Here is a 14567-nt window from a genome sequence, read left to right as displayed (position 1 = left end):
TGTCAGGACGGCGGCCGCGTCTACGCCCCCGAGGCGACGCACCAGTCGCGGTGCGCGTCACCGAGCCCGGCGCACCCGGTTGCGGTGACGACCACCGTGTCCTCCAACTTGATGTGACCGGTGTCGGGGTCGAGACAGTCGGTCTCGACGGAGATCACCATCCCGGCCTCCAGGGCGCCGTCCGCATCCGGCGTCACTTCGGGCAGTTCGTGGCTCACCATCCCGAGCCCGTGCGCCTGGAACTTCCCGAACCGACCCCACGGCCCGGCGGCGACCGCGTCGGTCCCGATCTTCCACAACTCGCGGGCGGAGATGGCGGGACCGATGCGCGCGCGGATGCGGGCCTGGGCCCGGACGCAGGCATCGAACAGGTCCAGGGCGCGCGCCGGCGCCGGGCCGATGGATCCCATGCGCGCCACGTCCGACCGGTAGCCGGCAAGTTCGGCACCCGCGTCGACATGCAGGGGCCGCCCGCGGCCCCACGGTTCGGATGTGGCCGCCCGGACCAGCCCCGGCCCGACGTTGGTGAGCGCGTACAGATACCGGCCGCCGCGCTGTTCAACCTGCCGCTGCACCGCCTCGGCGAGGTCCCGCATGCTGTGCTCGCTTCGGCCGGCCGCAATCGTGGCCCGGATCGCCTCGGACGTGATCCGGTGCACGACCTCAAGCCGCTCGAGTTCCGTCGGTCGCTTGATCGCCCGCAGCGCCGCGAGGATCGGGCTCGCGTCGACGAACATGGCTTCCGGCAGATCACGGCGAAGGGCCTCGAACGCGTCCACCGGCAGAAACGGGCATTCGACCCCGATCGTCCCACCGGCCATGCCCTGCGCGCGGAGTATCTCGGCCGTCTTGGCCGCGACCTCCACGGCGATGTTCGGCCGCCGGGGCGCCCAGTGGACGTCGGTGATCCACAGCGGGCCGAACGCCTGGAGAAAGTCTTGCTCGTTTTCCCGAGCGACGTAGAACGCGGACTCCAATCGCGCCGCCGGAACGGCCACGGCCGAGAGATACTGGCCGGTCCCAAACCGGGGGCCCCAGGCGAAGAACGGGTTGTAGTAGCCACCAGTCAGGTACTCGACGTTGTGACGGCTCGTGGCGACGATCACGTGCACGCCGCGCGCGGCCATCGCACGCCGCAGTCTCTCGCCGTCAAACGGTTCCATGGGCCGCCCCGTCGTCAGACGTCTCGCCTTTCGGCACGGTCGGTGCGCGTGCCATCGGACCAGTTCGTGGCGCCCGACGTCCCCCCCTCGCGGGGCCGATCTATGGCGGCGACTCGCTCCAGAACGGCCGGATCGCTGCGGCGCAGGATTCCAGCGTGCGCTGTTCCTCGGGACCAGACGCGTCGAGCGCCGCGCACGCAGCCGATCGTCTATTTAGCGCATGCCGCGTTGATGGCCCCGAGGACGTCGCTCGCCATCGTGTACTGGAGCATCTCCTGGTGCGCGCTCAGATAGTCGTTGACGACGGTTCGAAGATTGCCCGCGTTCCAATCGGCCGAGTGCCGCTTCAGGCAGCTCGCCGCCGCTTGGATGTCGTCGACATCGGAAGGCCCTTCGAGGTTGAGGATCATGTCCGCCGCGCCGACCGTGAACCCGAGCTGGTAGTCTGACCCAGACTCCTGCCAGGACTTGCCGGTCTCGAACGCATTGGTGGCCACCGCCGATACCGTCAGGCCCAAGACGAGTCCGATCGCCACGCCGATCGCGAGCTGCTTCACCGCTCCTCCCTCCCTCGCCCTGCATGTTGAAGGCGTCGCGCGGCCGGATGCGCCGCGCTGTGATCCACTGCCTTCACCATACCCAGGACGTTCCGAGCCAAGACGCGCGCGGCTACGGGAGCCCCTCGGTGCGCCGAGCTCGTGTCAGGCGTGGCGGGAGAGCACGCTGGCCACGGCGCCGTACACGACGACCAGGTCCTTCAACGGGGTCAGTACGATGCGCGGCACCCGATTGATCGCATACCGCCGCGCGTGGCGCCGAATTGGCGTCATCACCTCCCGGGCGTGCCGCAGGGCGATCGGCCCGCCGATCGTCACCAGCTCGGGATCGTAGGCGTTGATCGCGTTCGCGACGCCCACGCCGTTGAACATGCCGATCCGTTCCACGATCTGGGCGGCCACCCGGTCAGACCGGGCCGCGCGGAACAGTGCTTCAGGACTGAGCGTCCGTCGCGCCCCGCGCAGCGCGCTCGCCGCGTGGCGGTACTCCGTCCGAAGCAGGAGTCGTGCGAACGCCGGAATGTGCGCTCCGCCACAGTACGCTTCCCAATGCCCATAGCTTCCACAGCCGCATCGGAGCGCGCCCGAGACGTCCACGGTGCAGTGCCCTATCTCGTGGGCGTTGCCGTCCTTGCCTTGCAGCACGCGACCATCCACGATCACCCCGCACCCGACGCCGGTGCTCAACGTGACGTAGACGAGGTTCGGGACACCTCGCCCCGCCCCGAACATTTTCTCCCCGAGCACGGCGGCGACGCAGTCGTTCACGAGGTAGCACGGCCGCTTGAATCGCGTTCGAACCAGCCGCACGATCTCGAGGTTCCTGACCCGGACGTTGGGCGGGTTCAGGATGACGCCCTCTTTCACGTCGAGCGGTCCCACCGCGGCGATGCCGATCGCGTCGAAGCCGGAGAGCCGGCGCAGCCCAGCGAAGATCTGCTCCATGAGCTCCGCGGCGTTCGTCTTCTCCGAGGAAACCTCTCGGAGCCTGCCGCTTCGGTCGGACAGGACGATGCGCAGGTTGGAGGCACCGATGTCGATGCCGACGATGTTCAACGACGCGCCCTCCTGGTGACGGGAGATGCGTGTATCCCGCTGGGTGGGCCCGCGAGGCCTCGCAGACGGTGGTGGCGCATGCGCGACACGAAGGCGGGAATCGGAAACGAAATCGTCGACCCGGCGACGGCCCGTGCCTCCCGGTGGTCGAACGCTCGATGGTGCATTCGGTCAGTCCACGAGCGCAGTTCGCGCGCTGTCCACCAATCCCTCCGACCGACGCACGAGTCAGCGGCACCGCGAGATGCACCCAGCAACGGGCACCGACTCGGCCCGGGCGGTTGCGGAACGTTGGCAGGACGCGGCGCCGCGGGCCCGCGCACACGGAGCGGCGTTCGGGGCTCGGGCGGGCGCGTTACCGCTCGAACATCGCCACTGTGTAGCCCGTAAGGTCGTTGACGGCCTTGCCGGCCACCAGGCGCCCTTCTTCTTGACCGGCGTCGCCTGGGCCGAGAGCCGTCAGCACCCCGACCAAATCGCCGTTACGCGAGTCGATGACTGCGGAACCGCGGAGAACCGACGCACCGGCGAGCCGGAACCCGTAGTTCCCGTGGACGTCCGAGACCACCGTGCCGTGCGACACGGTCGCGCGCGTCGGCACGTCCGGTGCAAAGGCGACGGGGATCGTCTGCTCAGAGCCAAAATCCTCGTACATGGAGCAGGACGGACACAGTTTGTTGTACGACTCCGGCCGCGTCACGAACGACGCGACGAGGGAGAGGATATCGTCCATCCAGGCGAGATCCCCGACCGTGCCCTCGCTCCCGTCCGCGTACACGACGGTGATGTCGACACCCAACTTTGCAAAGGACACGCCGGTCGCAAACCGAGTACTCAGAAGGGGCTCGAGACAGGATCTCGCCGCCGCTACGTACGCATCGGGGCCCCTCACCGTCACGACGAAACCGAGGCAGCGGGTGGACGCACCGCTGTCGCGATTTCGAAACGTCAGCTGCGTCGTGATGGCGCGGAGCAGATACGTCACAGAGACGCCGGGCACCGCGTTCGCCTGCGGTGCGCCTGCGGCGATCAGGCACGCAAACAGCACGGCCGCGGCCCATCGTTGACACCAACGCCGCGTCGTCGATGTCCTGACCGGTGCGCTTGCGTGCGTCCCCATCTCACTTTTGGGTGCTCGGATCGTGACCGATGGAAGCCCCCGCGTTTCCGGATACGCCTCCTCCTGAGACGCCGACGCTCCCTGTCACACCGAGATTGAGCGACGGGCCACCGCTTCCCGTACCGACGCTGGTCGAAGCCCCCGCGCCCACCGACGCGCCGCCGCGGGCACCCGTGCTTGCCGACGTGCTGGCGCCGGCCGAGGCGCTCGCGTTCGCCGACCCAGCCGTCGCGCTCCCCGAGGCGCTCGCATTCACCGACGCGTTTGCGTTGCCCGCTGCGCTACCGTTCCCTGACGAACCGACGTTTGCCGCCGCGCCGGCGTTCGCCGACGCGCTGCCCGCTGCGCTCCCGTTCCCCGACGAACCGACGTTTGCCCCCGCGCCGGCGTTCGCCGACGCGTTCGCGCTGCCCGCTGTACTACTGTTCCCCGATGAACCGACGTTTGCCGCCGCGCCGGCGTTCGCCGACGCGCTGCCCGCTGCACTCCCGTTCCCCGACGAACCGACGTTTGCCGCCGCACCGATGTTGCCTGAGACGGCGCCTCCTCCCGAGGCGTTGGCGTTCGCCCCCACGCCCGCGTTACCGGAAACGCCGACCGCGTTGCCGGACACAGTCGCGCCCCCGGACACACCCGCACTCGAGGGCGCGGCTGCGCCAGACGCTCCGACACTCGTCCCGTCGTCCGCCGGACCGGCCGCGCCCGCCGCAACACTACCCGTCCTCAGCCCGATCGCCACGGTCTGTCCTACAGTCACCGACGAGAACGGCACCAATCCGTTGTTGATCACGATTGCGTTGCGGATCGGAATTACGAGCGAACCGTTCAGCACGATGACCCCGCGTCCGATGGCGGTCACGTACCCCGTCACCTCTTTGCTAACTCTGCCCACGACGTCGATCCGAGTTGCGACGAGCGTCCCGGCGGTCGTCGCGACCCCGCGGACGGCTACCACGTCCAAGGGGGCGATCGCGTTCGGCGTGGTTCGGATGCCGCTCACGCCGACGCCCGGACCAAACACGACGGGCCGGGCTCCCGCGTTCGTGTCCACGAGCAGCGCCTTCGATGTGCGGGCCGTGACGACGCCGTCGAGGGTCGCATCGGTCGCGACCGGGGCCGATCCCTGCGGATCGCCCGGGGGATCAGCGGCGACCGTTGGCGGATCGCCGCTCATGGTCGGCGCGGTGAGCGGCACGGGGGTCTCGCCCCGCGCGGCGTCGGCGCCCTGGTGGTCAGGACCGGACGTGGCCGGCGTCCGGGTGGACAGCGCCACCACGTCGATCCGGCTCGCGACCCGCTCTGGACCGCTCGCGGTCCACCAGACGACCGCCTGCGCTCCCACAAAGTGGGTCAGCGCGCAGACCTCCGTGAGCGTCTCCGCCCCGGCATAGATCGCGGTGCCACGGCTCGCGGAAAACGCCATGGCTCCGTGCTTCTCGCGGACGACCACACGCCCGAGCCGGCAATCCACGGATTGGAGGAGACCCGCTGATAGCGTCGGCTCTGCGGGGACGGCGGGTTGGGTCACATTCTCGGGACCCCATTGAGGCGCTACCGGCGGCACCGACTTCGGCCGTGGCAACCCGTCGCGCGGCACCGTTTGCGGGACGATCGAAGGAACCCGTTGTGCCAGGTAGGACCGAGGCGCTGGCGCACGATCGTTGGTGTACGACAGCGATTGGTACGCGAGCACCGTCGCGGGGACCGCATCCGGTGTGATCAACACGGACCGCGCGCTGCGGTCGCCCGGAGACACGGGCGGTAAGAATCTGGCGTGTGACGTGCCGACGGTGGACGCTGACACCGCAGGCAGGGATCGTGTACTTGGCCACTGCGTTGCCCCGGACGAGGCCAACGTGCTGAATATCCCGACGACGCTAGCGAGCGCGACGACCCACAGGACCGTTCGTTTGGCCACGGTTCAGCCCTCCCCAGCCCGGCGAACTCTCCGGTACGCGTACGGGCCGCCCTGGCGATCAAGAACCCGGGCCCATCATGACGGCAGGCGGTCAACGGAGATGAGACACCGTCGCTGTCGATACGATGTACCCGCGCTTCGTGTCCGCTTATCTCATCCAAAGAGAGGACTCTTGGGGTGTCGTGCGATCGGGGCAGCCCGTTTGGCCTGCAGGAAGGAACCGATCGGCTGCGTTTCCTTCCGTTCAGGGCAGCGATGAGCGCGGCCCGGTGCTTCGGCGCGGGCCGATACGGTGTGAGACCCGTCGACGAGACGACGTACGGCGACAGGTCCCGGCACTCGACATTGAGCGCCTCGCTGGAACAAGCCGCGTGTGTAGGTGGACCGCTCGTCCTACCGCAGGCGGCGTCGATGGCCGAACTTCGCTGGCACACTCGCGCCCGTGGCGAACCGGCTAGGGGGCGCCCCCGATCAACCCGCGAATGCGCTGCGCCAGCGCCGGACTCGGACGCGAACGACCCCGGATGATCTGGTTCAGATGCGACGCGCTGATGCCCGCCCTCATTGCCAACGCCGACTGGCTCACACGCTGCTCGGCGCACCACGCCCTCACCGATGTTCGAAGCCCGAACAGAGATGACTGCTGGGCCCCTGCGCCGGGCGCCGCGCCTGGGGACAGGACCGGTACGGTCGGTTTCGTATCCATCCCGGCAAGGCCCCTAGCAGCCCGCGCCGCCGCGTGACGCTCAGCCATGCTCAACAGCCTCCGCTCCCTCATTCCCACCCGCGCGTCTATTCTGGAGGTCGCGAATAATAGGAGCGTTTTCGCAACGTTAGGGAGTTCCGAAGACCGTGAGAAAATAGGGCATAAAGATGCGCAGCTTCGGTCGCAAGACGTCGCAAGACAGGGAAGGGCCCGAGGCGCCTATCCTACACGCCTCGGGCCACCGGGCCCATGCCGAAAGCCGTGCGTCGTCAACGAGACGGGACGTCCCTGCCCTCACGTGGCACTCGGACCCGGCGCGACGGAGGGAGTCCCACCCCGGCACCGGTCGCTCTTACGCGTCCTCCTTCCCAGCGGGACGGATGTTCTGATTGACCCGGAAGAAGTTCGTCGGATCATATCGGGTCTTCACCTCGACCAGCCGGTCGTATGTGGCGGCCCCGTAGGCCGCCCTGACCCGATCGCCGCCTTCGTCGCCGAGGAAGTTGAGGTACGGCGCCCCCGTCGAAAACGGATGCATCGCGTCGTACGTCCGGCGCACCCAAGCGATGTGAGGGTCGGGCTGTTCCGCGGCCGTCCAAAGCCCCACGATGTTCATGGCGTAACGCGGCGTTCGATGCCGGAACGCGGTCGCCTCCGGATCCACGCGGCTGACCGCGCCCTCCAAATGGTGGAGGTGCAACGTCGTGAACGGGGACAGCGCTCGCATGCGCGCCGTCTGCGCGACGAGTGCGTCAATGGCGGCGTCGGAGAAGTCCGGCACGTAGTGGGTCTTCCAGTAGCTGTGAATCCCGCGCGGCGCGCTCGCGTCAAACATCCCCTGGAGGACCGTGTACGGGACCGGCCCGACGTGCGCGACCGCGGGCGGCCCGAACGACGTCAGCGGTTGCACCACGCGCTCCCCGTCGGTCACCGCCCCAGCGTAGCACACGGCCACCGCGACCATCGGCGTTCCGTGCAGCGACTGAGGAATGAACGGCAGCGGCGGCGCCGTGATGAAGGCGACCATGGACGTCATCTCGTCCGGCAGTGTGGTGACCCACCGGTTGTAGAATCGCAGCAGTTCCCGCGCGTTCTCGGCCGGGTGCAGGACGGCGCCGCCAAGCACGACGGGCCCGACCGGATGGAGGCGGTACTCGAACGAGGTCACGATCCCGAAGTTTCCTCCGCCCCCGCGGAGCCCCCAAAACAGATCGGGGTGACTGGCGGGGCTCGCGGTAACGAGCGTCCCGTCGGCCGTGACCACGTCGGCCGACACAAGATTATCGATCGTGAGGCCGTGCTTTCGCATCAGCCACCCGATGCCGCCCCCGAGCGTGAACCCGGCGATCCCGGTCGTCGTGACCAAGCCCCCCGTCGTGGCGAGGCCGAACGCCTGAGTCTCGCGATCGAACTCGCCCCAGGTGAGACCGGGCTGCGCGCGAGCCGTGTGCGCCACCGGGTCCACCCGGACGCCCTTCAGCGCAGACAGGTCGATGACCAACCCGCCGTCGCACGTGCCGAACCCGGCAACGTTGTGTCCCCCGCCGCGCACCGCGGTCAGGACGTCGCGGGCCCGCGCAAACCGGACAGCGGCAAGCACGTCGGACACGCCCATGCATCGAGCAACGGCCGCCGGACGCTTGTCGATCATGCCGTTCCACACCGAGCGGGCGGCGTCGTACGCGCTGTCCCCCGGGGCGATTACCTCGCCGCGCATCTGCCCCCTTAATTCCTGAAGAGCAGCCTCTCCCACGGATGCGGCAACGTTCGGCTTGGATGTGTCTGTCATATGATCCCCCCAATGTGTGGTGACGCCGTGGCGCAGCACACGCCGCCGCACCGGGCGCGGCCGGGCACCGATCGGGCGACAGGCCTCCCCGATTCCGCGTGCCGCGGTCGAGCTAGCGCCAATCGTCGATCAGGAACACGTCCGGTCGATCGTACCCAGGATCGTTGGGCAGGTGCATCGTCACGCCCTGGAAATCCGTACGGAACCCGCGGGCGATCATCCGACGATACGCCTCGTGACGGGCGAGATTGACGCCGCCCACGAGTCGCGTCAGGTTCCGCGCGGCAGCGAACGTCTCACACGCCTCGAGCAGCCCGTCGAAGCGTTGCGCAGCGGTCGGCCCCGGCCGCGTCGCCGCGAACTTGACATAGCAGGCACCGTCCCCAGCCTCAGTGCCGACCCCGCAGTGGCAGACCGCAAACCCCAGCAGCCCCGCGTCGTCACGGGCCAGCAGCGTGTCGCCGAGCCCTTGAGCCTGCACCGCGCAGATCTCTCGCTCCAGGTCGAGCCCCGGGTAGATCGCGTCCGCCAGTTCGCGACAGGCAGCGAGCTGCCCTCCCCGCTCGTGCTCCGAGAGTTCAGAATATCGCACCGATCCGCGAACGGGCGCGAGACGCGTCACCGACTTCGACATGATCGCGGTAAGGTACCGAGGCCAGAAGTCGAACTTCTGGTAGAGATGGATGTGTTTCGGGCTGTGGGGAAAGGTGAAGAGACCCGCGTGCGCGGTTCCCCATCTGGCAAACAGCGCGACGACGGGGTCGAGGAGGCGCCTGGCAACGCCCTGATCCCACCGGTCGGGGTGCACGGTCAACGGCCCGAAGGATCCGACGCTGCCCCATCGGGCCGCAAAGTTAGACCCAACCAGCTCGCCATCGAGTTCGGCCCCAAACGCCGCCGAGGGATCGGCGAGCCATCGCGTGCGAATGTAGTCCTTGCCCGGCCAGAGCTTCGGCGGATCGGGATGGCCAACAAAGGTGCCGAACGCGAGGCGCAGGATACGGTCCGCCGCCGACAGATCGTGCTCGTGGAGCGGACGAATCACAAGCCCCGTGATGCCGGGCTGCGGGTGTCTGTCGCGCGTCGGAGTTCGCGATTGGGACCCGCTGCCAGCGTTACCCGCATGCGTCATCCGCGTTGCCTCCCCTGTCGTTGATGTGGTCGCGTCGGGGCCGCCGCGCGCGACGCGTGCCGCGATCCCTACCGCGACCACCACCTGTCTGGTCGTCCCAGATGTGGTACGCGTCCGGGCTACGCGGTGGCGACCATCACCAGCACGCTGTTCTCGAGCCGGTAGCCGCCAGACATGAGGCGATATGGCGCGAGCGCCGGCTCGACGGCGCGCCGAACCCGATCCTCTCCGGACTCCTGCATCGCGCGGATCGCCGGACCCTCAGAGAGGAGCCCCCGAAGCGCCGTGTCGAGGTCCGGGTACTCGAACGGACACTCGACCTCATCGACGCTCCGGGGGGTCAGCCCGGCGTCCTTAGCGAACGCTTCCAGCGCCCCATCGGCCGACAGTGCAAACGGACCAGGCGCTCTCGGCGGCGCCGGCGGCAACAGGGAGCACACGGCAGCCAGATACTGAGCGGCCTCGACGCGCTCGGGCTTCCCCCAGGTCGCGACCACGACGCGGGCGTGTGGCCGCGCCACACGGCGTGCCTCGGCCAGCGCGGCCACCGGGCGGACGCCGAACTGGAACGCGTTCAACCCGGTTACCACGTCGAAGGTGCGGTCCGCGTGCGGCAGCGTCTCCATCTCCCCGACCTGAAACGCTGCCAGCGGAACCCGTCTCCGCGCGATCGCGACCAGCGCATCGGAGGCATCGAGCCCGCAGACCCGAGCGCCCCGCTCCGAGGCCATCGCGCAAAAGAGCCCCGCCCCGCACCCGATGTCGAGCACGGCCGTCCCGACCCCCACGCGGGTCTTCGCGAAGACCGCCTCGTGGAGCGGGCGCGAGAAACGCTCCTGCACCTCGGCCCAGTCGCGCCCCCGGGCTCCCCACAGCGCCCCGTGGACGGAGGCCGATCCGCATGCGGACTGCGCGGAAGCCACGACCTTACGCCTCCTTCGCGACCGCCAGGATGTGCTCGCGCGTGAGGTCTTGCCCGTGTTCTTTCTTTGCGTGCTCCTGAACCTTCCGCACGAGGTCGTCATCGGTCTGGGCGCTGATCTCCGTGCCGCACGGTGGGCAGACGACTTTCTTCATCGAGATCCCTCCCGCGATCGTGCTGGGCCCGGGGCGACTCCGTCGCGATGCCCGAGCCTGCGGGGTCAGTCTACACCCGCGCGGGTGTCGGAGCTTCGCTTTTTCGCGCTATTGTCGGGATGGGTCGAGGCATGGCCGGAACCGGCCATCGGGAACAAGATCGGGAAGCGGTGGCGAGCGGCCTACAGCAACCCTTCGCGCACGGCGTAGGCGACCGCGGCGGTGCGGGACGGCAGATCGAGCTTGACCAGGATGTTCGCGACGTGGCGGTGGATCGTGTGCTCGCTGCGACGCAACCGGGCCGCGATCTCCTTATCGGTCAAGCCTTGGGCGGCCAGGCGGAGGACCTCAAGCTCCTTGCCGGTCAGCCGGACGGGCGAACCGGCCGTTCGCTTCGTCGACTTGGCGGTGACATCGCGGAGCAGCGACGCGGCACGCTCGGCCTCGTGAGCCGCTCCGAGGTGTTGCAGCACCGCGACGGCGGTTCGGAGCTCTGCAGCGGCCGCGTCCCGACGGTCCAGCGCGGCCAGCGCGCGCCCGAGCTCCATCCGGGCGCGCCCGAGTTCGAACGGCGCCCCAAACCTGGCGAACAGGTCGGCGGCATCCTCAAACGCCGTCCGGGCCTGCGCGTAGTCCCCTGCGCACGTCGCCAGTGTCCCCCGCGCGACGCAGGCGAACGCCTTCAGGGGCTCGGCCGCGACGGCCTGCGTCGTCGCCTCGAGCTCGGCGAGCACGGCACGCCCTCGCTCGAGATCTCCGAGCGCGGCGAACGCCCGCGCCAACACCTCCAGGCCGGGGGCCCGCTCGGTGCGGCTCTCGGGTGCGTAGCGGCGCAAGTAGCGCTCCGCGCATTCGACCGCGACGGCGGGACTCCCCTGATCGAGCGCCAGTTCGGCACGACCGAGCAGGGCCGCGGTCGATGTCTCCGCCCGTTGGAACAGGGCCGCGGCTTCGTCCCAACGCCCCTGGCGGCGACGGAGCTCCGCCAGCCGGAACATCGCCGAGAACGCGAATGCCGGGCGGATCACGGTCAACTCCCTGGCCGCAGCGGTGAGCTCCGTTTCGGCCTGCGCCCACTCGCCCCGCCAGATCAACACGCCCGCGTACTGCGTCCGGCACACGGCGAACAACATGTTGAACCGCCACCGGCGGCAGAACTCTTTCACCCGGTCGCACCACTGCGCGGCGCGCGGATAGTCGCGTACCCGCTCGCACGCGAAGATCATGTAGCAGCACGTCAGGCTGATCGCCTGGCGGTCCGCCAACTCCCCGGCCACGGCGGCGGCCGCAGCCTCGTCCAGGCGCTGCATCCCGTCGCGCACCTGACCCTGGCTGACCAGCGCGAGTCCTTCCAGAGCCCGCCCCACCATTTCCACGTCGATGATGCCGAGCGCTTCGCTGACGCTCACCGCCTCCGTGGCCAACCGCTGGGCCGTCACCGGATTCTTGTCGGCCATGAGCGCATGGTGCGCGTCGCACGCGGCCAGCCACGCGTACTCGGGAGATTGCGTGTGCTGTTCCAGCAAGCGGTGCGCACGCTGCATCCAGCCGTTCGCGACGGCCGTATCGTTGCGGAGGTCCACGTAGTCGATGGCGAGCCACATCGCGCTGCGCGCGGCCCCACGAGCGTCGCCCCGCTCGCGGTAGAGCCGGTACGCCCGTTCGCGGGCGTCCATCATCACGGTGGTGTCGTCGAGCCACCAGGCCGCCCACGCGAGGCCTTCCCAGCCCTCGCCCGTCTCCTCGGCGGCCAACGCCGTCTCGAATCGGGCGCGGGCGTCCGCCCACTCCCCGCGGTTCAGCGCGTTCCAACCCTCGGCGACACCGTCGGACAGCGGGCCGTCAGGCTTCAGCGATGCGAGGGCTTGCTCGTTGCGGTCCATCCGGCCGGCAAAGCTCCTGGTGGTCAAGGCTGCAGTGAAGGTTCCAGGGGCGGACCAGCCGTTCCTACGCGCCCTGCACAGTCCTCGATTGGCCGATCTCTGCGCTCCGCGGCGTTCCGCAGCTGTCGTCGCGTCGGGCACCGCCGTTGACATCGAGTCGCGAGGTCCCCGTCGCCACTGCATGTCACGGACGAGTGTCCCTCCTGAGTGCGTGGAGGGCTGTGTCGACCCACCATCCGTGTCGCCGGCTAGTGCTTGGCCGCGCTAGTACGCAGGGAGGCCAACGATCTCGATGAGCGGCCGGATTTCGACGGTCCCCAAGCGCGCGCCGGGAATCCGTCCCGCGATGTCGATCGCCTCGTCGAGATCCTTAGCATCCACCAGGAAGTAGCCACCGAGTTGCTCACGCGTCTCCGCGAACGGACCGTCGGTGACGAACCGCTTGCCATCGCGTACCCGGACGCTGGTCGCCGTCGAAACCGGTTGCAGCGGCGCGGCGGCGAGATGCTGCCCCTGCGACCTCATCTGGTGCACCAGCTGCGCGGACTCGTCGCGACACTGCTCCTTCTCGGCCTCATCCGAGGCCTGCTCATCACCGTAGACCAGCAGCATGTATCTCATCTGGCACCTCCAGTTCGCCCTGGTTAACCGCCGGCCATGGCCCCGACGACAAGAAAGGGCTCCGCCCCCACCGCGACCGCGTCCGGTAGCGGAGCGTCGGGCGGTTCGTGGGAGAGATCCTGCTCGCACGCGAAGAACCGCACGAACGGTCTGCGCTGTTGCGTGACGTGGTCGCGGATCGTCCCGCGCAGCATCGGATAGGAGGCTTCGAGCGCGTCGAGCACCGAGCGTTGCGTGGCCCGACCCTCGACGTGGAGCGTCACCTCGCCGTCGACGTGCGCGAGCGTCCTCAGATGCACCGGCAGCCCGACCCTGATCATCCGAGCGTTTGGACCTCGACGGACAGCACGGCCGGAAGATCGCGGACGATGGGCGACCAGCTATCCCCGGCGTCGGCCGACCCGTACACCTGCCCGCCGGTGGTGCCGAAGTACACGCCGCACGCATCGAGCGCGTCGACGGCCATCGCATCGCGCAGCACGTTCACGTAGCAGTCCCGCTGCGGCAGCCCCTTCGTGAGTGCCTCCCATTCGTTGCCGCCCGTGCGGCTGCGGTAGACTCGCAGCTTCCCGTCGGGCGGGAAATGCTCGGAGTCGCTCTTGATCGGAACGACGTAGATGGTATTCGGCTCGTGCGCGTGCACGTCGATCGGGAATCCGAAGTCGGTCGGCAGATTGCCGCTCACCTCTTGCCACGAGTCCCCGGCGTTGTCGCTGCGCATCACGTCCCAATGCTTCTGCATGAACAGGACGCCCGGACGCGACGGGTGCATCGCGATGCGGTGGACGCAGTGGCCGACCTCCGCGTTCGGGTCGGGAATGCCTTCGGACCGCAGGCCGCGGTTCACCGGACGCCAAGTCGTACCGCCGTCGTCGGTCCGGAACGCGCCCGCGGCCGAGATGGCGACGAAGATCCGCTTGGGGTCGCTCGGGTCCTGCACGATCGTGTGCAGGCACATCCCGCCGGCGCCCGGCTGCCAGGACGGCCCGGAGCCGTGCCCGCGCAGCCCGGGGAGTTCCTGCCACGTCCGGCCGGCGTCCACCGAACGGAACAAAGCGGCGTCCTCCACCCCGGCGCAAACGGTGTCCGGATCGGTCAGCGAGGGCTCGAGATGCCAGACGCGCGCAAACTTCCAAGGGTGCTGCGTGCCGTCGTACCATTGGTGCGAACCGGGGATCCCATCGTATGCGAACTCGTTGCCCACCGGCTCCCACGTCTTGCCGCCGTCGTTCGAGCGCTGGATCAGCTGCCCGAACCACCCGCTCGACTGCGACGCATACAGCAGGTTGGGGTTCACCGGCGAGCCCTTGACGTGGTAGATCTCCCAACCCGCGAAATGCGGACCGCTCACGCTCCACCGGTCTCGCTTTCCATCGGCCGTCAGGATGAACGCGCCCTTGCGTGTACCGACCAGGACCCGTACCCCGCTCATCGTTCTACCCCCTTCTGCGCTTCGAGCGATACCCACCCGCGAACCTCGCGTCCACCAGGAGCCGTGTCGAACGAGCCTGTCAGATCGACCACCTGACCCACTCCGCCGCCGCG

Annotated in this window: 14 protein-coding genes; 1 reads left to right on the top strand and 13 read right to left on the bottom strand. The window is 68.9% G+C overall.

What is annotated here, in order from left to right; genetic code table 11:
* Positions 1-20: 20 nt before the first annotated feature.
* The 4 genes from VKZ50_20475 to VKZ50_20460 form a co-directional block, all read right to left on the bottom strand.
* Positions 21-1163: a Xaa-Pro peptidase family protein gene (locus tag VKZ50_20475; GenBank protein ID HLJ62104.1), complete on the bottom strand. Its 1143-nt coding sequence runs from the start codon at positions 1161-1163 to the stop codon at positions 21-23.
* A gap of 209 nt (positions 1164-1372) precedes the next feature.
* Positions 1373-1720, bottom strand: a complete 348-nt coding sequence (locus VKZ50_20470) for a hypothetical protein (GenBank protein ID HLJ62103.1) — start codon at positions 1718-1720, stop codon at positions 1373-1375.
* A gap of 144 nt (positions 1721-1864) precedes the next feature.
* Positions 1865-2776 (bottom strand): ROK family protein, encoded by a 912-nt coding sequence (locus VKZ50_20465; protein HLJ62102.1) that lies wholly within the window; start codon positions 2774-2776, stop codon positions 1865-1867.
* A 355-nt stretch (positions 2777-3131) separates the two neighbouring features.
* Positions 3132-3824 (bottom strand): hypothetical protein, encoded by a 693-nt coding sequence (locus tag VKZ50_20460; protein ID HLJ62101.1) that lies wholly within the window; start codon positions 3822-3824, stop codon positions 3132-3134.
* A gap of 101 nt (positions 3825-3925) precedes the next feature.
* Here VKZ50_20460 and VKZ50_20455 point away from each other — a divergent pair, with 101 nt between their 5' ends.
* Positions 3926-5287: a hypothetical protein gene (locus VKZ50_20455; GenBank protein ID HLJ62100.1), complete on the top strand. Its 1362-nt coding sequence runs from the start codon at positions 3926-3928 to the stop codon at positions 5285-5287.
* A 981-nt stretch (positions 5288-6268) separates the two neighbouring features.
* Here VKZ50_20455 and VKZ50_20450 read toward each other — a convergent pair.
* From VKZ50_20450 to VKZ50_20410, 9 genes are all read right to left on the bottom strand, one after another.
* The gene (locus VKZ50_20450) at positions 6269-6568 is read right to left on the bottom strand and encodes a helix-turn-helix transcriptional regulator (protein ID HLJ62099.1); all 300 of its coding nucleotides are present in this window, start codon (positions 6566-6568) and stop codon (positions 6269-6271) included.
* A gap of 304 nt (positions 6569-6872) precedes the next feature.
* The gene (locus VKZ50_20445) at positions 6873-8237 is read right to left on the bottom strand and encodes an FAD-binding oxidoreductase (protein ID HLJ62098.1); all 1365 of its coding nucleotides are present in this window, start codon (positions 8235-8237) and stop codon (positions 6873-6875) included.
* A gap of 184 nt (positions 8238-8421) precedes the next feature.
* Positions 8422-9441 (bottom strand): GNAT family N-acetyltransferase, encoded by a 1020-nt coding sequence (locus tag VKZ50_20440; protein ID HLJ62097.1) that lies wholly within the window; start codon positions 9439-9441, stop codon positions 8422-8424.
* A gap of 119 nt (positions 9442-9560) precedes the next feature.
* On the bottom strand, positions 9561-10364 hold the full coding sequence (locus tag VKZ50_20435) for a class I SAM-dependent methyltransferase (GenBank protein ID HLJ62096.1): 804 nt from the start codon (positions 10362-10364) through the stop codon (positions 9561-9563).
* 4 nt (positions 10365-10368) lie between these two features.
* A complete protein-coding gene (locus tag VKZ50_20430; GenBank protein ID HLJ62095.1) occupies positions 10369-10518 on the bottom strand; it encodes a DUF1059 domain-containing protein in 150 nt (49 codons plus the stop codon).
* A gap of 182 nt (positions 10519-10700) precedes the next feature.
* Complete coding sequence (locus VKZ50_20425) at positions 10701-12401, bottom strand: LuxR C-terminal-related transcriptional regulator (GenBank protein ID HLJ62094.1); 1701 nt, start codon at positions 12399-12401, stop codon at positions 10701-10703.
* 264 nt (positions 12402-12665) lie between these two features.
* A complete protein-coding gene (locus VKZ50_20420) occupies positions 12666-13022 on the bottom strand; it encodes a YciI family protein (GenBank protein ID HLJ62093.1) in 357 nt (118 codons plus the stop codon).
* Positions 13023-13045: 23 nt separating this feature from the next.
* The gene (locus VKZ50_20415) at positions 13046-13342 is read right to left on the bottom strand and encodes a MoaD/ThiS family protein (GenBank protein HLJ62092.1); all 297 of its coding nucleotides are present in this window, start codon (positions 13340-13342) and stop codon (positions 13046-13048) included.
* Positions 13339-14454 (bottom strand): exo-alpha-sialidase, encoded by a 1116-nt coding sequence (locus tag VKZ50_20410; GenBank protein HLJ62091.1) that lies wholly within the window; start codon positions 14452-14454, stop codon positions 13339-13341. Before VKZ50_20410 ends, VKZ50_20415 begins: the two co-directional genes overlap by 4 nt.
* Positions 14455-14567: the final 113 nt, after the last annotated feature.

This window comes from bacterium (genome assembly GCA_035295165.1).
GTDB lineage: Bacteria > Sysuimicrobiota > Sysuimicrobiia > Sysuimicrobiales > Segetimicrobiaceae > JAJPIA01.
This window is presented reverse-complemented; position numbering and strand designations above follow the sequence as displayed.

Excerpts from the sequence above, each read along its gene's own strand:
- VKZ50_20475 (HLJ62104.1), bottom strand. The coding sequence starts at position 1,163 with ATGGAACCGTTTGACGGCGAGAGACTGCGGCGTGCGATGGCCGCGCGC.
- VKZ50_20455 (HLJ62100.1), top strand. The coding sequence starts at position 3,926 with ATGGAAGCCCCCGCGTTTCCGGATACGCCTCCTCCTGAGACGCCGACG.
- VKZ50_20450 (HLJ62099.1), bottom strand. The coding sequence starts at position 6,568 with ATGGCTGAGCGTCACGCGGCGGCGCGGGCTGCTAGGGGCCTTGCCGGG.
- VKZ50_20445 (HLJ62098.1), bottom strand. The coding sequence starts at position 8,237 with ATGCGCGGCGAGGTAATCGCCCCGGGGGACAGCGCGTACGACGCCGCC.
- VKZ50_20440 (HLJ62097.1), bottom strand. The coding sequence starts at position 9,441 with ATGACGCATGCGGGTAACGCTGGCAGCGGGTCCCAATCGCGAACTCCG.
- VKZ50_20430 (HLJ62095.1), bottom strand. The coding sequence starts at position 10,518 with ATGAAGAAAGTCGTCTGCCCACCGTGCGGCACGGAGATCAGCGCCCAG.
- VKZ50_20425 (HLJ62094.1), bottom strand. The coding sequence starts at position 12,401 with ATGGACCGCAACGAGCAAGCCCTCGCATCGCTGAAGCCTGACGGCCCG.
- VKZ50_20420 (HLJ62093.1), bottom strand. The coding sequence starts at position 13,022 with ATGAGATACATGCTGCTGGTCTACGGTGATGAGCAGGCCTCGGATGAG.
- VKZ50_20415 (HLJ62092.1), bottom strand. The coding sequence starts at position 13,342 with ATGATCAGGGTCGGGCTGCCGGTGCATCTGAGGACGCTCGCGCACGTC.
- VKZ50_20410 (HLJ62091.1), bottom strand. The coding sequence starts at position 14,454 with ATGAGCGGGGTACGGGTCCTGGTCGGTACACGCAAGGGCGCGTTCATC.